21 protein-coding genes and 1 tRNA gene are annotated in these 17,755 nt (G+C 61.7%); 7 read left to right on the top strand and 15 right to left on the bottom strand.

The features are described from left to right. Positions 1-93 precede the first annotated feature (93 nt). Genes AC1DJO_RS18450 through AC1DJO_RS18430 form a run of 5 tightly spaced genes read right to left on the bottom strand, consistent with a single transcriptional unit; the run spans position 94 to position 3,896 of the window. Entirely contained in the window at positions 94-1,302 is a 1,209-nt protein-coding gene (locus tag AC1DJO_RS18450; protein ID WP_112387428.1) for an ABC transporter permease, read from the bottom strand. Then, a complete protein-coding gene (locus tag AC1DJO_RS18445) occupies positions 1,292-2,008 on the bottom strand; it encodes an ABC transporter ATP-binding protein (protein ID WP_477972274.1) in 717 nt (238 codons plus the stop codon). The genes AC1DJO_RS18450 and AC1DJO_RS18445 overlap by 11 nt, the downstream gene beginning before the upstream one ends. A gap of 11 nt (positions 2,009-2,019) precedes the next feature. Further along, the gene (locus AC1DJO_RS18440) at positions 2,020-3,330 is read right to left on the bottom strand and encodes an efflux RND transporter periplasmic adaptor subunit (protein WP_477972272.1); all 1,311 of its coding nucleotides are present in this window, start codon (positions 3,328-3,330) and stop codon (positions 2,020-2,022) included. Positions 3,331-3,375: 45 nt separating this feature from the next. Beyond that, positions 3,376-3,687 (bottom strand): GFA family protein, encoded by a 312-nt coding sequence (locus AC1DJO_RS18435; protein ID WP_477972270.1) that lies wholly within the window; start codon positions 3,685-3,687, stop codon positions 3,376-3,378. Then, positions 3,684-3,896, bottom strand: a complete 213-nt coding sequence (locus tag AC1DJO_RS18430) for a hypothetical protein (RefSeq protein WP_477972268.1) — start codon at positions 3,894-3,896, stop codon at positions 3,684-3,686. Before AC1DJO_RS18430 ends, AC1DJO_RS18435 begins: the two co-directional genes overlap by 4 nt. Before the next feature lie 202 nt (positions 3,897-4,098). Here AC1DJO_RS18430 and AC1DJO_RS18425 point away from each other — a divergent pair, with 202 nt between their 5' ends. After that, positions 4,099-4,536: a hypothetical protein gene (locus tag AC1DJO_RS18425; RefSeq protein ID WP_112387433.1), complete on the top strand. Its 438-nt coding sequence runs from the start codon at positions 4,099-4,101 to the stop codon at positions 4,534-4,536. Positions 4,537-4,903: 367 nt separating this feature from the next. Here AC1DJO_RS18425 and AC1DJO_RS18420 read toward each other — a convergent pair whose 3' ends face one another. Both AC1DJO_RS18420 and AC1DJO_RS18415 read right to left on the bottom strand, forming a co-directional pair. Next, positions 4,904-5,260, bottom strand: a complete 357-nt coding sequence (locus tag AC1DJO_RS18420) for a hypothetical protein (RefSeq protein WP_112387434.1) — start codon at positions 5,258-5,260, stop codon at positions 4,904-4,906. 124 nt (positions 5,261-5,384) lie between these two features. Then, positions 5,385-5,960, bottom strand: coding sequence for a transglutaminase-like cysteine peptidase (locus tag AC1DJO_RS18415; RefSeq protein WP_112387435.1), 576 nt, complete (start codon positions 5,958-5,960; stop codon positions 5,385-5,387). A gap of 191 nt (positions 5,961-6,151) precedes the next feature. Here AC1DJO_RS18415 and AC1DJO_RS18410 point away from each other — a divergent pair, with 191 nt between their 5' ends. Beyond that, positions 6,152-7,135 carry a hypothetical protein gene (locus AC1DJO_RS18410; protein WP_477972266.1) on the top strand — a complete coding sequence of 328 codons (984 nt, stop codon included), beginning with the start codon at positions 6,152-6,154 and terminating at the stop codon, positions 7,133-7,135. A 145-nt stretch (positions 7,136-7,280) separates the two neighbouring features. Here the strand turns inward: AC1DJO_RS18410 and AC1DJO_RS18405 are convergent. Continuing rightward, positions 7,281-7,356: transfer RNA gene (locus tag AC1DJO_RS18405), tRNA-Lys, on the bottom strand. Between the two features lie 195 nt (positions 7,357-7,551). Here AC1DJO_RS18405 and AC1DJO_RS18400 point away from each other — a divergent pair. Then, positions 7,552-8,301: a cytochrome c biogenesis CcdA family protein gene (locus AC1DJO_RS18400; RefSeq protein WP_112387438.1), complete on the top strand. Its 750-nt coding sequence runs from the start codon at positions 7,552-7,554 to the stop codon at positions 8,299-8,301. A gap of 44 nt (positions 8,302-8,345) precedes the next feature. Beyond that, the gene (locus AC1DJO_RS18395; RefSeq protein ID WP_477972264.1) at positions 8,346-9,296 is read left to right on the top strand and encodes an AEC family transporter; all 951 of its coding nucleotides are present in this window, start codon (positions 8,346-8,348) and stop codon (positions 9,294-9,296) included. Here the strand turns inward: AC1DJO_RS18395 and AC1DJO_RS18390 are convergent. From AC1DJO_RS18390 to AC1DJO_RS18365, 6 genes are read right to left on the bottom strand one after another with little or no spacing between them, the layout of a single operon-like run. Continuing rightward, positions 9,276-10,487 carry a UbiH/UbiF family hydroxylase gene (locus AC1DJO_RS18390; protein WP_477972262.1) on the bottom strand — a complete coding sequence of 404 codons (1,212 nt, stop codon included), beginning with the start codon at positions 10,485-10,487 and terminating at the stop codon, positions 9,276-9,278. The two genes, AC1DJO_RS18395 and AC1DJO_RS18390, sit on opposite strands and share 21 nt — an antisense overlap. Before the next feature lie 37 nt (positions 10,488-10,524). Beyond that, complete coding sequence (locus AC1DJO_RS18385) at positions 10,525-11,037, bottom strand: DUF934 domain-containing protein (RefSeq protein WP_477942874.1); 513 nt, start codon at positions 11,035-11,037, stop codon at positions 10,525-10,527. A 10-nt stretch (positions 11,038-11,047) separates the two neighbouring features. Further along, positions 11,048-12,718, bottom strand: a complete 1,671-nt coding sequence (locus AC1DJO_RS18380; protein ID WP_477972260.1) for a nitrite/sulfite reductase — start codon at positions 12,716-12,718, stop codon at positions 11,048-11,050. 8 nt (positions 12,719-12,726) lie between these two features. Next, positions 12,727-13,041 carry a DUF2849 domain-containing protein gene (locus tag AC1DJO_RS18375; RefSeq protein ID WP_477972258.1) on the bottom strand — a complete coding sequence of 105 codons (315 nt, stop codon included), beginning with the start codon at positions 13,039-13,041 and terminating at the stop codon, positions 12,727-12,729. A 2-nt stretch (positions 13,042-13,043) separates the two neighbouring features. Next, positions 13,044-14,480, bottom strand: a complete 1,437-nt coding sequence (gene cysG / locus AC1DJO_RS18370) for a siroheme synthase CysG (RefSeq protein WP_477972256.1) — start codon at positions 14,478-14,480, stop codon at positions 13,044-13,046. Between the two features lie 2 nt (positions 14,481-14,482). After that, on the bottom strand, positions 14,483-14,731 hold the full coding sequence (locus AC1DJO_RS18365; protein ID WP_477972254.1) for a hypothetical protein: 249 nt from the start codon (positions 14,729-14,731) through the stop codon (positions 14,483-14,485). Between AC1DJO_RS18365 and AC1DJO_RS18360 the strand changes: the two genes are divergently transcribed. From AC1DJO_RS18360 to AC1DJO_RS18350, 3 genes are read left to right on the top strand one after another with little or no spacing between them, the layout of a single operon-like run. Next, positions 14,730-15,317, top strand: coding sequence for a deaminase (locus AC1DJO_RS18360; RefSeq protein WP_477972252.1), 588 nt, complete (start codon positions 14,730-14,732; stop codon positions 15,315-15,317). The two genes, AC1DJO_RS18365 and AC1DJO_RS18360, sit on opposite strands and share 2 nt — an antisense overlap. Before the next feature lie 6 nt (positions 15,318-15,323). Then, positions 15,324-16,157, top strand: a complete 834-nt coding sequence (gene mazG / locus AC1DJO_RS18355; RefSeq protein WP_477972250.1) for a nucleoside triphosphate pyrophosphohydrolase — start codon at positions 15,324-15,326, stop codon at positions 16,155-16,157. A gap of 6 nt (positions 16,158-16,163) precedes the next feature. Continuing rightward, on the top strand, positions 16,164-17,369 hold the full coding sequence (locus AC1DJO_RS18350; protein WP_477972248.1) for an FAD-dependent oxidoreductase: 1,206 nt from the start codon (positions 16,164-16,166) through the stop codon (positions 17,367-17,369). A gap of 4 nt (positions 17,370-17,373) precedes the next feature. Here the strand turns inward: AC1DJO_RS18350 and AC1DJO_RS18345 are convergent, their stop codons facing one another. Next, the gene (locus AC1DJO_RS18345; protein ID WP_477972246.1) at positions 17,374-17,709 is read right to left on the bottom strand and encodes a hypothetical protein; all 336 of its coding nucleotides are present in this window, start codon (positions 17,707-17,709) and stop codon (positions 17,374-17,376) included. Positions 17,710-17,755: the final 46 nt, after the last annotated feature.

The raw sequence follows: 17,755 nt of genomic DNA, 5'->3' as shown, positions 1-17,755 counted from the left end.
AGGCGATCCGCTGCAAGTTACTGATATATCATCCCTTGCATGCCTTTCGGGCGATGACAAGATCACAGATGCGAACGGCAAATCAAAGACACCTCACTCGTGACGAAGCGCCTCGATCGGGTTCAGCTGCGCGGCGCGGCGGGCTGGGAAATATCCGAAGATCATGCCGATCGCCGCCGAGAAGGCAAAGGCGACGCCGATCATCAGCGGGCTGACGACGAAGGGAACCTTGAGTAGGGTCACCGAAACGAAGCCGATCCCCATGCCGAGCACGATGCCAGTGATGCCGCCGAAGAGCGACAGCGCCACCGCCTCGACGAGGAACTGCATCAGCACCTGCGTTTCCAGCGCGCCGATCGCCAGGCGAATGCCGATCTCGCGGGTCCTCTCGGTGACCGAAACAAGCATGATGTTCATGATGCCGATGCCGCCGACGAGCAGGCTGATGGCCGCGACCGCGCCGAGCAGGCCGGTCAGCAGCGTCGTCGTACCGGTCATCGCCTCGGCGATCTGCGTCATGTCGTTGACGTTGAAATCGTCCTCGCGGCCAGGAATGATCTTGCGCCGCTCACGCAGCAGGTTCTCCGTCTCGTCCTGGATCTTCGATGTCGCAACGCCGTCTCGGGCCGAGATGACGATCATCTGCACGTTGGCGTTGGCCTTGCCGCCGATGCGGCGCTGGTAGACCTTCACCGGCATGATGACGACATCATCCTGGTCGTTGCCCATGCCCGACTGGCCACGCTTGGCGAGAACGCCGATGACGCTGCAGGAGACCTTGCCGACGCGGATCTGCTGGCCGGTCGGATCGGCGGCTCCGAAGAGCTGCGAGCGTACGGTCTCGCCGAGAATGCAGCGCGCCCTGCCGCGTTCCTCCGCGGCATCGAACGTGCGGCCAAGGGCCATGTCCCAATCCTGCGCCACGAAATAGTCGTTGGTCGTCCCCATGACGCTGGTTGAATGGCTCTGGCCACCATAGATGACCGTCGCCGTCGTCTGGTTGAGCGGGGCAACAGCGCGCAGACCGCCGACCTGATCGCGGATCGCCTCGACGTCCTTGACCGTGAAGCGGCGCGCTTCGGTACTCGCGCGTCCGGGACCGAACTGGCCGGGCCTTGCGAACAGCATGTTGGTGCCGAGGCGCTGCAATTCAGTGGTGACCTGGGCCGTCGTACCGTTGCCGATCGTCACAAGGGCGATGACGGCGGCAACGCCGATGACCACGCCGAGCACCGTCAGGAACGAACGCAGCATGTTGCGGGTGATGGCGCGCAGTGCCAGCTTCAGCGTCTCAAGAAACATGGCCTGCCCTCGCCTGATGCACGGTTTCGGTTTCGAGCTTGCCATCGACGAAGCGCAGCAGCCGCTGTGCATAGGCGGCGATGTCAGGCTCGTGCGTGACCATGACGATGGTGATCCCCTGTTCCCGGTTCAGCCGGGTCATCAGATCCATGATTTCGACGCTGGTCCTGGTGTCGAGATTGCCGGTCGGTTCGTCGGCGAGCAGCAGCGCCGGCTCGGTGACGATGGCGCGGGCAATGGCGACGCGCTGCTGCTGGCCGCCAGAAAGCTCCTGAGTCTTGTGGTTTTCACGGCCAGACAGGCCGACCAGCTTCAACGCTTCCCTGGCCCGCTCGTGGCGTTCGCCGGCCGGCATGCCGCGATAGATTAGCGGCAGCTCGACATTCTCGACAGCGGATGTGCGCGACAGCAGGTTGAAACCCTGGAAGACGAAGCCCAGCATGTGGCGCCGCAACAGTGTCAGCTGGCTGCGATCGAACCCGCCGGTCGAGATGCCCTGAAAGACATAGTCGCCCGATGTCGGCACATCGAGGCAGCCGAGGATATTCATAGCCGTCGATTTGCCGGAGCCCGAGGGGCCCATGATGGCGACGAACTCATGGGCATTGATCGTCATGTCGACATGGTCGAGCGCGCGGATTGCCGCCTCGCCCTCGCCGTAGACTTTCGACACCTGCTTGAATTCCAGAAGCGGCGGATTGCTCATCGCTCTGCCGCCTACCGGGTCTTCGCCGTGGCGTCGGTCACAAGCGCGTCGCCTTCCTTGATGTCGCCAGACGCCGCCTGTGTGAACTGGCCATCGGAGGAGCCGACCTGGATCACCACGGGTACCTGCCGCTCGCCCCGGAGAACCCAGATGCGGCGCTTGTTTCCCGTCAGCGCTTCACCGCCGGCACCCGAACGTGGCCCCATGCGCGGCGGACGGAAGAGACCGAGCAGTCCGCGGTTGCGGCCGGAGCCCGCTTCCGGCGGGGCATAGCGCAGCGAGGCATTCGGCACCATCAGCGTGTTCTTGACGGCCTCGACCGTCACGTCTGCGGTCGCCGTCATGCCGGGGCGCAGCAGAAGATCGGCATTGTCGACCGACAGCACCGCCTTGTAGGTGACGACATTGTTGGTGGTCTCGGAGGCAAAGCGGATCTGCTCGATTTCAGCCGGGAACGTGCGGTCCGGATAGGCATCGACGGTGAAAGTCGCCTTCTGACCGACAGCGATCTGGCCGACATCGGCCTCATCGACATCGACCTGCAGCTCCATCTTCTTCAGATCGCCGCCGATGACGAAGAGAACGGGCGCCGACAGCGATGCGGCGACCGTCGCGCCGGGATCGACGGAGCGGGTCAGGATGACGCCGTCGATCGGCGAAACGATACGCGACTTTTGCAGATTGACCTCGGCAAGCTGGAGATCGGCCTCGGCAGACAGCACATCGGCCTCGTTGATCTGTTTGGCGGCGACGGCGGAGTCATATTTGTAGGTCGCGTCGTCTAGGCTCTGGCGGGTGGTGACGTTGCTCTGCACGAGGTTCTTCACGCGATCCAGCGAGGTACGGGCCGATTCGAGATCGGCGCTGGCCTTGGTGACATTGGCCTGTGCCGATGCCAGCTTCGCCCGCGAGCTTTTGGCGTCAGCCTCCAGCTTGGTGGTGTCGAGAACGGCAAGCACGTCGCCTGCCTTGATGGTGCTGTTGTAGTCGACATTGACGTCCCGGACGGTGCCGGACAGCTCGCTCGATATATCGACCTGCTCGGTCGGCTGGACGGAGCCGGTCGCGGTCACCAGAACCGTCAGATCGCCGCGCTTCACCGGCTGGGTCGTGTAGCTGTATTCGTTGCCGCCGCGGCCGGCATAATAATAGGCCGCGCCGCCGCCGATGATAATGATTGCCACCGCTGCCAGCAGCCTGCCGCGCCACCGGCCGGACCGGCGCTGCTTGCCCGACGCGGCGAGAACGGCTGCCAGATCGGCATGGCCGGGCGCTTGCGGGGCAGACGGTTTCGGGCCGGTTCCAGATTCGGAATCGCTCATGAAAGTCCTCAAACAGAGATATAAGAGCATCTGCTCGGTTCAGCCCTAGATAGTCATAGGCAAGATGAACCGGAGATTAGCGATAGAGGCGCATTGCCACGGAAAGCGGGCGGCCTTGTCTTCGGTCAGACAGAAAAGCCGGCCGCCGCAGAGCGGGCAGAAACTGCGGCCCGCAAAGGCTGAGACCGTGCCCGAATAAGATAATGCAGCGCGCGGCCAGATGGCGAAGGCTGAAAACAGGGAGCCGCTTTCCTTGCGGCAATCCGCGCAATGGCACAGACCGGAGAGCAAAGGCGCGCCGGCAATGACGTAGCGGACGGCGCCGCAGAGGCAAGCGCCTTTACGCGACAGGCTCACATGCGGACACCCGGCGCCGGGAGCGGCGGCTTGCGCTTGGCCGCCATCAGTAGGTCGAGTTCGGTCGCCGATGGTCCGAATTTCTCGAACAGCCGTTTCGCCTCTTCATCGTCGAGCCGGTATTTGCGGGCGAATTCGCTGATGCTGTAGGGGCGCCCGCGCAGCACTTTGCGGGGCGCAGTGATCCCCTCGCATGATTGCTCTGACATGAAACATCCCTCCTTCGGTTCCAAAGGAAACTAGGGCGCGGCCGCATGATGGAAAGGACAGCCCAGCCAGGAAGACGAAAGTGCAACCTTCAATATTTTCAGGAATTATACTTATGGTTGGTGAGATGAAATGCCACGTTGACTAAGAATTTCGTCCGGACCGATAGTTTACCCGTACAAGGTACAATCGGAGGATGGACCAATGCTTAATCGTGCAGTTCTGCTGACCTCGCTTGCGTTTCTCGGCGCTACCGCCTTCATGGCAACGCCCGCTTCGGCACTGACGATGAAGGAATGTAGCGCCAAGTATAAGTCCGCGCAGACGGATGGTTCGGCCAAGGGCGTCAAGTGGAACGACTTCCGCAAGGCACAGTGCGGCGCGGACGCGACCGCCGAGCCCGATGTCTCGCTCAACACCAACGAAGAGCCGGAAAAACCCACCACGGCGGCTCCATCAGGCGTCAAGTTCCCGACGGCGATCTCGACGAAATATGCCAGCGAAAAACCCGGCAAGGCACGCATGCATACCTGCGTCGACGCCTATAACGAGGACAAGGCCAGCAATTCGCTTGGCGGTCTGAAGTGGATCCAGAAAGGCGGCGGTTACTACAGCCTCTGCAATGCGAAGCTGAAGAGCTGAGCATAGCCTGATGTCATGCCATGCCCCGCTGCGCGTTCGGCGGGGCATCCCCAAATCTCACGATATCCTGAAACGCGGCCTTCGATCATAACTATGCCATCCAAACGCGCGATGGCGGTCGCGCCAGGATAGAGCGACCCCGAGGCGGGGCCGCAAAACGAGGGATCAGGCCATGTGGGATATCATTACGATCGTCGCAATCTTCAGCATCTTGTTCATCGGCCGCGAGGCGCAGACGGTGGTTGCGAAGGCACGCGCCTCGGGCTGGAACGACTTTCCCCGGCGCTGATCCAGCAATTTCTTTTGACAGTCGGAAACAAAAAAGCGCGCCCTGACGGCGCGCTTTTCTTTTGAGGCTTGTCTGCGATCAGCGGCAGACGCGCATGCTCTCCATATGCCAGCCGCCATCATAGGCGTTGGGTACCCGGCGGTCTTCGAACCAGCAGCGCGGCGGAGGCGGCGGTGGCGGCTCGACATAGCGCGGACCACTGTTATTGACGATCGCGCCACCGATCATGCCACCGATCACACCTGCAGCCAGACCACCGGCAATCGCAGCACCGGTATTGTCATGGTGGCGGCGGCGCGGCGGTGGTGGTGGCGGGTAATAGCCGCGGTCACGCCGCTGCCATCCATAATCCTGAGCGACGGAAGCCGGCGCGGTCGCCAGCATGGCGCTTCCCGCGATGACCGCCGCAAGGGTCGAAATGAGTATCTTCTTCATCATGTCTCCAGTCGAGCTTCCGCGCTTCGCGCACCGCACTCAAACATGGAAACAATGGCATCATTGCGATTAATCCAGCATTAACGACGTGTGCACCACGCACGCCTTTCCGGCCGCATTGCGATCAGGAGAACTCGCCCGCCCGAGGGCCTGCAAGCGTCACGCGCCAGACCGATCGCGCCCGGAAATCCTGGGTTGCCAGGAAGGTGTAAGGCGTACGCTGCCAGGGCCGCACCGCATTCGTCAGATTATCGAGCACGTAGTCGCTGCCATCGGTGCGGGCAATCAGCACGACGTGATTCTGATCGTGCGGGCCAATCACCACCGACAGCGCCAGCCGGTCCGCCGGGAAACCGGCATCGATCAGATCCTTCATCTTCTGCAGCGCGTAGTCTTCGCAATCGCCGCGGCCGCCTGTCGGCAGCGACCAGTCGTCGCCATTTGCGGCCAGCGGACCATCATTTTGCGGAATGACCCGTCCGTTTACGGCACGGTTGACTTTTTGCAGCAACGGCACACCGGCGCCCTCACCGGCCTGATGCGACGAGGTCTTGTGACAAAGCCACCTGTACTTGGCGCAGGCCGACGCGAATCCGACAGGCGCGCCGATACTGCGCGTGACCGGCAGGAACTGACCCGCAAAGGCTTGAAATTGCAGAGAAAGAAACAAAGCGAAAACAGCAGCAATAAGACGAATCATATGTAAGCCCCTCTATTTGCGGCGGGACAATAACATGCTTTTTATTAGAGCTTTAGTAAAATTTTATACTTACGTAATTAACTATAGATTAAGATCTCGTCCGGCTATCCACAAATATTTCTTCATATTAATTAGTTGCTAATATAAGAATTGTCTCCGTTAGCATTTCGTTAACCTTGGGAGACAAATCAATGATCCGCAAAGCAGCGAAGTACAGCGTCGCCGTTGCTTACCTATTGGCCAGCAGCAGTCTCGCATTTGCAGCGCCTACCACCCTCCTGAACTGCAGAATTGCCAAGCCAGGCACGCTTGAATACCGGCTCTGCAAGCCGACGGAGTCGATCCCGGACGCTGGCTACAGCGGGTCAAACGATAGCAAGGGCGGCAGCCAGGGCAGCAGCAGAGGCCAGCAGTCATCCAACGCCGGGACGGCCGGCGGCGATGGCAATGGCAATGGCAATGGCGGCAATGGCGGCAATAGCGACAACGGCGGCAGCAGTGACAACGGTGGCGGCGGAAAGCCGGGCCATGACAAGCCCGGCGATGGAAAGCCTGGTCATGGCAAGCCCGGCGACGGAAAGCCTGGCCACGGCAAGCCAGGTGATGGAAAACCTGGTCATGGCAAGCCCGGTGACGGAAAGCCTGGCCACGGCAAGCCAGGTGACGGAAAGCCTGGTCATGGCAAGCCCGGTGACGGAAAGCCTGGCCACGGTAAGCCTGGTGATGGAAAGCCTGGCCACGGTAAGCCCGGTGAGGGAAAGCCTGGCCATGGTAAGCCCGGTGAGGGAAAGCCTGGTCATGACAAGTCGGGCAATGACAAGCCTGGTCATGACAAGCCGGGGAATGACAAGCCAGGCAACGACAAGCCGGGCAACGACAAGCCAGGCAACGACAAGCCAGGCAACGACAAGCCGGGCAATGACAAGCCGGGCAACGACAAGCCAGGCAACGACAAGCCAGGCAACGACAAGCCGGGCAACGACAAGCCGGGCAATGACAAGCCGGGCAGCGACAAGCCGGGCAACGACAAGCCAGGCAACGACAAGCCGGGCAGCGACAAGCCGGGCAACGACAAGCCAGGCAACGACAAGCCGGGCAATGACAAGCCGGGCAACGACAAGCCAGGCAACGACAAGCCAGGCAACCGCGGCGGTTCCGGCCCCTCACCGGTCTGACGCAGCCTGACCGGAAGACGCTAACCGGCTATTCCATGGGCTTGCACCGGCGCTACGGTGTAGGCCCATTGCATTTCAGGCAAAGCTTAGAACGACACGCGGACAACCCGGCGCATCGATTGCGAAAAACAAAGCTTGAAGTGTGTGGTGGCTGCGCTGGGGTTCGAACCCAGGACCCTTTGATTAAAAGTCAAATGCTCTACCAGCTGAGCTACGCAACCTAACCCCAAGAACAGCATTTTTGCTGCCCCTGCCGGAAGTGCGCGGAACATAGGCAGGCGACCCATTGCGGTCAACCGAAAAATCATGACTTTCACAAGCGTTAGGCACATTTCTTGCGGGAGCGCAAAAAGGTGATTGGCAATCGGCAGGTCGCAGCGCTAGACAACGGCCTGGATTGCAGCCGGAGAGAATGCGTGTCGATTGCCGATATTTCCTTGTGGAGCGCGTTGATCGCCGGCGCCCTCTCATTCCTGTCTCCCTGTGTCCTGCCGCTCGTTCCGCCCTATCTCTGCTATATGGCAGGCATTTCCGTCGATCAGTTCCGTGGCGGCGCGGCGGTGACCGTCGCGCCCGATGTACGCCGCAGCGTGTTCTTTTCGGCGCTGTTCTTTACACTTGGATTTGCCACCGTTTTCGTGGCGCTGGGTGCCGGCGCCTCCAGTATTGGCATGGCTCTTCGCCAGCACCTTGATCTGCTGTCGAAGATCGGCGGGCTGATCATCGTTATCATGGGGCTGAATTTTCTCGGCCTCTTCCGAATCGGCCTGCTGGCACGTGAGGCGCGGTTCCAGAGCGGCGGCAAGCCGGCGACGCTGACCGGTGCCTATGTCATGGGCCTTGCCTTCGCCTTCGGCTGGACGCCCTGCATCGGTCCGGTACTGGGTGCGATCCTTGGTGTCGCCGCTTCGCGCGAAACGGTCGGTTCCGGCGCTGGCCTGCTGGCGATCTATTCGCTCGGGCTTGCCATTCCGTTCTGGATTGCTGCAGGCTTTTCCGGCGCGTTCATGCGCTTCCTGGCGCGTTTCCGCCGTCACCTCGGCACGGTCGAGAAGGTTCTCGGCGCATTTCTGGTATTGACGGGGCTGGCCTTCATGTTCGGATTCATCAGTCAAGCCGCAATCTGGTTCCAGCAGACCTTTCCAATCCTGATGCAGATCGGCTAAGCCGGAAGCACAAGCTTCGAACTGCAACATCATCGGACGGTCCCGTGACCGACATCATTAGCCTTCTTCTGCCGTTCTTCGGCCTGATCCTGATCGGCTATATTGCCGCAAAGGCGACCAAGCAGCCCGCCGAGGCGCTCGGGTGGCTGAACACCTTCATCATCTATGCCGCGCTGCCTGCGCTGTTCTTCAAGCTGGTGTCGCGGACACCGGTGGAAGACCTGGCGCGAATCGACTTCATCGCCACCGATCTCGCCGCCACCTATTCGATCTTCATCGCACTCTTCGTCATCGGCCGTTATGTCCGGAAAAGCCGCATGGACGAATCGACGATCCAGGCCTTCGCGGGTGCTTACGGTAATATCGGCTATATGGGGCCGGGTCTGGCGCTGATCGCCTTCGGCGACAAGGCGGCCGTCCCGGTGGCGCTGATCGTCTGTCTGGAGAATGCGATGCATTTCATCGTCGCGCCGGCGATGATGGCGGCGGCTGGCGATGACGATCGTTCACGCGGACAGATCGCCGCGGATATTATCAAGAAGGTGGCGCTGCACCCGTTCATCCTGTCGACGGCAGCAGGCTTTCTCGCAGCCGCATTGCAATTCGAGCAACCGTCAGCGCTGCGGCAGTTCGTCGATTATCTGGCGCAGGCCGCCGCGCCCTGTGCACTGTTTGCGATGGGTGTGACACTCGCGCTTAGACCGTTGAAGCGAATCCCGCCCGAAATCGGCTATATCGTTCCGGCAAAGCTGATCATGCACCCGCTCGTCGTCTATGGGGCGTTGACACTGGTCGGCGGGTTCGATCCGATCTGGGTCTATGCCGCGGTGCTGCTCGCGGCGCTGCCGACCGCGACCAACGTCTTCGTCATCGGCCAGCAGTATCACGTCTGGCAGGAACGCGCCTCGGCAACGATTCTCATCGCAACGGCCCTTTCCGTCGTGACGGTGTCGGTGTTTCTGATCGCGATCAAATCAGGCTTTCTGCCGGCTTAGCCTTTCCTTCAACGCAGCCGGTATGCCGCGCAGACCGCGGCCTGGCTCTATGCCCTCGCGCATCACGATGCTGCGCAGCGGCGGGATGGCTGACAGAACATGCAGCCCAGCGGCCCGCAGCATCTGTACCGGCAGGAAATCGGACAGCAGAGACCGGTTCAACAAGTCGACGCTCGCGGTGCGCGTCATGATGTCGGCGCGGCGTTTGCGGTCGAACTGATCGCCCGAATCGGCTGCCACCGGCAGCTCGGCGCGGCTGCAAAGAATGTCGGTCAGCGCCATGATATCGCGCAGGCTGAGATTGAGGCCCTGAGCGCCGATCGGCGGGAAGACGTGCGCCGCCTCGCCGACAAGGGCAATGCGGCCCTTGCCGAAACGGTGCGCCATCATGCCCGAGAGCGGCCAGACCTGGACGCCGTCCTCGACGGTGACTTTTCCAAGCATCGACTGCATGCGCTCCTCGACGAGCCGGCTCAAATCCTCCAGGGAGAGCTCCGCATTTGCAGCCGCTTCCGCCGGGTTCTGGACCCAGACGAGGCTGGAGCGGCTTCCGGGAAGCGGGACCTGTGTGAACGGCCCATGCTCGGTGTGGAATTCGGTGGAGATATTCTGATGCGGCACGGAATGACTGAAGTTCAGCACCATGGCGGATTGCGGATAGGACCAGTTGCGAACATCGATACCGGACGTCTCGCGCAGCTTCGATTTGCGCCCGTCAGCGCCCACGGCGAAATCCGCCGTCAGCTGCTCGCCGCCGGCAAGCGTCAGCGTCACGCTTTCGGCACCGATCTCGATCGTCTCGGCGAAGGCATCGAAGCGGGTGATGTTGCCCTCACCTGCAATCGCCGTTTCCAGCACCTCGGTCAGCGCCTTGTTTGGGAAATTGTAACCGAAGGCATCGAGGCCGACCTCAGGGGCGCGGAAGATCGTTGCCGGTGCGCGCAGCAGGCGATTCGTGCCGTCGATGATGCGCATGCTGGTCAGCGCCGCGGTGGCCGGTTTCAGCTTGCCCCAAAGGGTCAGGCGGTCGAGGAAGCGGATCGATTGATCCATCAGCGCCGTGGTGCGCCGGTCTTCCTTGGGCGCAGGCGGCGCGATCAGCGCCACATTGCGGCCGCCGCGGGCAATCGCTACCGCGGCAACCATGCCGGCGAGACCGCCACCGATCACCGCCACTTCGAAATTCTTCATCGCATCGCTTCCGTCATCAGATGACGGCGAGCCGGCCTTATGCCGCCGGTTTCGCCTGACGGCGCCAACTATAGCCCTTGCCACTGTCCGCGTCACGCACAGCAGGCTGATAATGATGCTGAATTCCCGGAAGACGGTTTTCCGACAGACGCTTCAAGGCCGTCTCGTTGGTGACAGCGAAGCTGTCGATACCGACGCGCAGCATCAGCGGCACCTGGTCGATCAGCACGTCGCCGACGGCGCGCAACTCGCTCTTGTAGTCGAGGCGATCACGCAGCAGCGAGGCATGGCTGAAGGCGCGGCCGTCGTTGAAGGCGGGGAAGGCAACGGCAATGATCGCGAGACGGTCGAGATAAGGCTCGAGCTTGCGAACATCGTCGGCGGGCTTGATCAGCACGCCGAGGCCGACATCGTTGCTCTCCTGCACTTTGGCAAGCAGCTCATCGAGGGGAAGCAGCGGCTTCTGATCGCCGGTCGCCTTCACTTCCTCGGTCTCGATGATCCAGGCATCGTTTTCGACGAAACCGGTTTCTCTCCAGATCTTGGTCATCATCCCCTCCTTATGCCGCTTCCGCTGCCGAGCCGTAGAGCGCATCCTTGAAAGGCTGCGGTCCGACGCGGCGGTAGGCTTCGAGGAAGATTTCTGACGGATCCTTGCGGATCTTCAGATAGGTATCGACGATCGTCTCGATCGCATCCGTCACCTTCTCAGGCTCGAAGCCGCGGCCGATGATTTCGCCGATCGAGGTGTGCTCATCACCCGAGCCGCCAAGGGTGATCTGATAGAGTTCGGCACCCTTCTTTTCCACACCTAGCAGGCCGATATGGCCGACATGGTGGTGGCCACAGGCATTGATGCAGCCCGAAATCTTGATCTTGAGCTCACCGATCTCGGCCTGACGCTCGGCATCGCCGAATCGGCGCGAGATTTCCTGCGCCAGCGGGATCGAGCGCGCATTGGCCAGCGCGCAATAGTCCAAGCCCGGACAGGCAATGATATCGGTGATCAGGCCGGCATTGGCTTCGGCCAGATTGATGGCGACGAGGCCGCGATAGACGGCTTCGAGATCGGCCAGCGCCACATGCGGCAGGATCAGGTTCTGCTCGTGGCTGACGCGGATCTCGTCGAAGGCATATTCCTCGGCGATATCCGCAATCGAATCCATCTGGCTGTCGGACGCATCACCCGGAATGCCGCCGATCGGCTTCAACGAGATCGTCACCATGCCGTAGTCGGGGTTCTTGTGCGGCTGGACATTCTGCTGGACCCAGCGGGCGAACGCCGGATCGGCCTTCTTCCACCGGGCGAGGTTTTCCCAGCCTTCGGCGCGCTGCGGCAGGGCCGGCGGCGCGAAATAGGCGGTGATCGCCTCGACATCCTGCTCGGGAAGCCTGAGCTCGGTATCCTTCAGCTGCGCGAACTCGACCTCGACCTGGCGGGCGAGTTCCTCGGCGCCGGTCTCATGGACGAGGATCTTGATACGGGCCTTGTACTTGTTGTCGCGGCGGCCGTGCAGGTTGTACACGCGCATGACTGCAGTCGTGTAGGAGAGCAGATCCTCTTCCGGCAGGAAGTCGCGGATCAGTTTGGCGACCATCGGCGTGCGGCCCTGGCCACCGCCGACATAGACGGCAAAACCGATCTCACCCTTGTCGTTCTTCTTCAGATGCAAGCCGATATCGTGGACCTGGATCGCCGCACGGTCGCGCTCGGCGCCAGTGACGGCAATCTTGAACTTGCGCGGCAGGAAGGAGAATTCCGGGTGGACCGACGACCACTGGCGCAGGATCTCTGCATAAGGCCTGGGATCGGCGATTTCGTCGGCGGCAGCACCGGCGAAATGGTCGGCCGTGACATTGCGGATGCAGTTGCCCGATGTCTGCATCGCGTGCATCTCGACGGTCGCCAGCTCGGAGAGAACGGCCGGCATGTCGGAGAGTTTCGGCCAGTTGAACTGCAGGTTCTGGCGGGTGGTGAAATGGCCATAGCCGCGGTCGTAGGTGCGGGCGACATGGGCGAGCATGCGCATCTGCTTGGAGCTCAGCGTGCCATAGGGAATGGCGATGCGCAGCATGTAGGCATGCAGCTGCAGATAGACGCCGTTCATCAGGCGCAGCGGCTTGAAAGCATCCTCGGAAAGCTCGCCGGCAAGACGGCGCTGCACCTGATCGCTGAACTGCGCAACGCGCTCGGCGACAAAGGCGTGGTCAAATTCGTCGTAACGGTACATCTGCTTCCTCAGACTGCAATGAATTCCGGATCGGCAGGCTTGTAGCCCGGCGCATATTCCATGGTCGGCCCTTGCGCGCGAATACGTTCGCGCAGGCGCAGCGGCCACAGAACTCCGTTGGTTTCCTGAACTTCGATGACATTCACGTCAACAACCTTGTTGTCGGCGTAAGCCTTCTTGCCGATTTCCTCCAGCGCCGCCACCGCTTCGGCATGGCGGGCGACGAGCGCATCCTGCAACGAGGTGACCCAAGCGCCATTGGCATCGAGCCAGACGGCAATGCCATCCGTCAGGCGGTTGGCGGTCAGTACCTTGTCTACCATAATCAGCTCCTTGCAAGTTCCGGCACGGTCGCCTGACGGCGCACCAGCGGCTCGGACAATTCGAAATTGGCGCCTGCTACCGCATCGCCGATAATGACCATGACGGGACCCGTCAATTCGTCAAGATGCTGCAGGTCGGGAAGATCGCGCAGAATGCCATGCAGCAGGCGGCGATCGGCGCGGCTGGCATTCTCGATGACAGCGACCGTGGTCTCCGCCGGGATGCCTGCCTCCATCAACCGCTCGGCGACCGAAGCAGCAACGGTGCGGCCCATGTAAACGGCAATCGTCGCGCCGGAAACCGCAAGGCTTGCCCAATCGGGCAGCACATCGCCGGTCAGATCGTGACCGGTGGTGAAGACCAGCGACGAGGCAACGCCGCGCAACGTCAGCGGCAGTTCAAAATCGGCGGCGGCAGCGAAAGCCGACGTGATGCCAGGGACGATCTCATAGGCGATACCTGCCGCGCGCAGCGCCGCCATCTCCTCGCCTGCCCGGCCATAGACTAGGGGATCACCGGACTTCAGGCGCACGACGCGCTTGCCCTCGCGGCCAAGCTGCACCAGCAGATCGTTGATCTCTTCCTGCGACTTTGAATGGCAGCCCTTGCGCTTGCCGACGGAGATGCGCTCAGCATCGCGGCGGCCCATATCGACGATCGCCTGCGGGACCAGTGCATCGAAGACCAGAACATCGGCTTCCATCATGACGCGCTGGGCACGCAGCGTCAGCAGATCTTCGGCACCCGGACCGGCGCCGACCAGCCAGACGCGGCCCTGCGCCTTGCCGGTTTCCTGCAGCAGCGCATTCGCGGCACGCTTGGCTTCGGGCAGATTGCCGTTCGCAACGGCATCGGCCACGGCACCGGAAAAGAAACCGCGCCAGAAGACGCGGCGGGAAACGCCGCGCGGAATTAGCTGTTCGACGGCGCGGCGGTAGCTGGTCGCCAGTGTTGCAAGACGCCCAAGCGACGGCGACAGCAGCTGATCGACCTGCGCGCGGATCATCTGCGCCAGCACGGGACCGGCGCCTTCGGTGCCGATCGCGACGGCGACGGGCGCGCGATTGACGAGGGCCGGCGTATAGAAATCACAATAGTCGGGCTGATCGACGGCATTTGCCGGAATCCTGGCGGCGCGCGCGGCATCGACGATCGCGCGATCTTGCACGGCCTCGCCGGTGGCGGCAAAGACGAGCGCTGCGCCATTCACCTGATCGGGGCTGAAATCCGCGCGAACCGTCTCGATGCGGTTGGCAATCAGGAAAGCGTGGTAGCTCGCATCAGGGCGGTCGGCATAGGCAACGATCCGCGCTTGCGTATTCATCAGCAGGCGCACCTTCGCAAAGGCCTCGTCTCCGTTGCCAAAGACGGCTGCGACCCGCCCTTCCATACGGAAGAAGGCAGGGAAAACCGATAGCTGTTCGCTCTTGGAAGGCATTATCATTCCACTTCGAAGTTGCGCCAATATGCCTGTAACGGGCAAGGCGTTGAAGAAACAGAAATTCGAAAGCCTACGCGCTCCGCGTAATCTTTTGCCTGCATGCCACTGATTTGAGAAAAGTCGCCCGAGCGACGCCGTTGTCGCTGCAGTGCAATATAAAGCCTGTGATCAAAAACGTCCATCTGGCATTTCGGCATTTTTCTTCTTGCCCGGGCGGGATAGACTTCGGGGCAAAAGGAGAAAGCCATGGCCTCAAAGACGATCGCCCCTCGCCTGCTCGACGTGATGGAACGCGATATCCTGCCGCTGACCGAGCGCGGCGTCGCGTCCGGAAACAAGGTGTTCGGCGCGGCGATCCTGCGCAAGTCCGATCTGTCGCTGGTCATCGCCGAAACCAACAACGAGCTCGAAAATCCGTTGTGGCATGGCGAGGTTCATACGCTGAAGCGCTTTTACGAGATCGGCGACAAGCCGGCGACGAAGGACCTGATTTTCCTCTCGACCCACGAGCCCTGCACGATGTGCATGTCGGCGATCACCTGGGCTGGGTTCGACAATTTCTACTATTTCTTCAGCCACGAGGATTCGCGTGACGCCTTCGCGATCCCGCACGACCTGAAAATCCTGAAGGAAGTCTTCGGGCTGGAACCCGGCGGCTATCGCAAGCAGAACGCCTTCTGGAACAGTTTTGCGATTGCCGACCTGGTGGAAACCGAAGAGCATCATCTCAGCGCCCAACTCAAGGAACAGGCAGCCAGAATCAAGGCGCGCTACGCGGCACTCTCCGATAGCTACCAATCCTCGAAAAGCGCCAACGACATTCCCCTGAATTGAGCGATCATGGAACCTTCGAAAGACATTTCGCGCCTCATCGAGATCATGGCGGCGCTGCGTAATCCTGAGACCGGCTGCCCCTGGGACATCGTCCAGACCTTTGAGACCATCAAGCCCTATACGATCGAGGAAGCCTACGAGGTCTCCGACGCGATCGAGCGCAACGATATGGACGATCTCTGCGACGAGCTCGGCGACCTGCTTCTGCAGGTGGTCTTTCATGCGCGGATGGCCGAGGAAGCCGGCGAGTTTTCTTTCGGCGATGTCGTGGAAGCGATCACCCGCAAGATGATCCGTCGCCACCCGCATGTCTTCGACCGTTCGGATGCCGATACGCCTGCGCGGGTAAAGCAGCAATGGGACGAGATCAAGCAGGCCGAAAAGCGCGAACGCGCTGAACGCCGCGCCAAGCGTGGCCTGAGCGAGGATTTCAACGCAGGACATCTCGGCTCCGTGCAGCGCAGCTTTCCGGCACTGACCGAAGCGCTGAAGCTGCAGGAGCGCGCCGCCAAGGTCGGTTTCGACTGGTCGGCGCCGGAGCCGATCCTCGACAAGATCGAGGAAGAGATCGGCGAATTGCGGGAAGCACTGGCGCAGGGAGACAGGGCCAAGGTCAGCGACGAGCTTGGCGATCTGATTTTCGCCGTGGTCAATATCGGCCGCCATGTCGATGCCGATCCGGAACAATCCCTGCGCGGAACCAACACCAAGTTCAGGCGCCGTTTCAATCATATAGAAACTGTTCTTGAGAAGGAAGGCGAGACATTGCAAGCCGCCAGCCTGGAACGAATGGAGGAAATCTGGCAGGCCGCCAAGGCCATCGAACGGCAGCTTGGCTGAGGCGCCATGAAGCTCGCCGGCGTTGAGATCGCGATTGCTGGTGCCGGGATCGGTGGACTGTCGCTTGCGGCACTCTTGGCCCGCCATGGTGCTGCCGTGACCATCTACGACCAGATGGCGGCACCGCAGCCGGTCGGATCGGGCTTCGTGTTGCAGCCTACGGGATCGGCCGTTCTCTCTGCGATGGGTCTGCTTGATAAGGTCGAGCAACGCGGCGCTAGGATACGGCGCATGCACGGAAAGCTCTCGACGACGGGCCGCACCGTTCTCGACGTGGGCTACCGCAACGGCGCCTCCGGCATCGCCATCCAGCGTGTCGCACTTTTCGATCTGTTGCTTGATGCAGCGGTCGCCGCCGGCGTCGGCTTCGAGACTGCATCGCGGGTGACGGCGCTCGAGCCGGGCGTGCGGCCGCGGTTGAAGCTCGGCAATGGCAAGATGTCATCGGCATCCGACCTCGTCGTCGATGCCATGGGTGCGAGTTCGCCAATCGGCTACAAATCGTCGACCGAACTCGACTATGGCGCACTCTGGGCCACCGTCCCATGGGATGGGTCGGGAATCTTCCGCTCCGACGAACTGGAGCAGCGCTACCACCGCGCCAGCCAAATGGCGGGCGTCCTGCCGGTCGGGACGGCGAAGGATGGCGCGGCGGCGATGGCGACCTTCTTCTGGAGCATCCGCAATAAGGATGTGGCGGCTTGGCGGGACGCTGGGCGCGAGGCCTGGATGGAGGCCGTGCATCGCTTCTGGCCCGAGGCAGCGCATTTCGCCGCTGCGGCCGAGCCCGTTCATGCCCGTTACCGGCATCATACGCGGGTACCGCTTGCGGCAGTAAACAGCGTCAAGATCGGCGATGCCTGGCACGCGACAAGCCCGCAGCTCGGACAGGGTGCCAATATGGCGCTGCTCGACGCCGCCTCGCTGTGCGCGGCGCTTGCCCGCGAACCGTCGGTCAGCGAGGCGATCGCCCGCCATCTCAGGCAACGGCAATTGCACATCCGGTTCTATCAACTGCTGAGCCGGGTGCTGACACCCTTCTATCAGTCCGACAGCCGTCTCCTGCCGATGAGCAGAGATGTGATGATCGGTCCGGCGACCAAACTGCCACTGCTGCGAAACCTGATCACGACGCTGGTCACCGGCGAGCTGCTCGATCCAGTTGGTCGCATTGGCCTAGAGTGGCTTTCGCCCCACGGCGAACTGCCTTGAGTAATCAGACGGCGCGGCTATAGCCGAGCGCGGAGAACTGCTGCTGGAACCACCAGTAGCCTGCGGCCGTCAGAACAGCGACGATGGCAATCATTATCCAGCCGGTTGCCGTCAGCTTTTTCGCGGCGGCATCGCGATAGTTGAGCTTCGCACCGGCGACCAGAAAGCCCAGGCCGAAGACCAGGCAGGCGGGCACGGCAAGAAAGGCTTTCAGCTGATAGCTGACTTCGGGAACACCGGCCTGCGCTTCCTCAAGCGGCTGCAGGAGAAAGAACCACGCGATCGCGCATCCAAGCGCAATCAGCAGCAACCCTCCAGCACGCGCCTTGAACCCAGCCATGCCATCCCCTCCCATAAACCGAAAATACAGCTAGAGCCTTGGAGCG

Source organism: Rhizobium sp. 05N430 (genome assembly GCF_056396985.1).
This window is presented reverse-complemented; position numbering and strand designations above follow the sequence as displayed.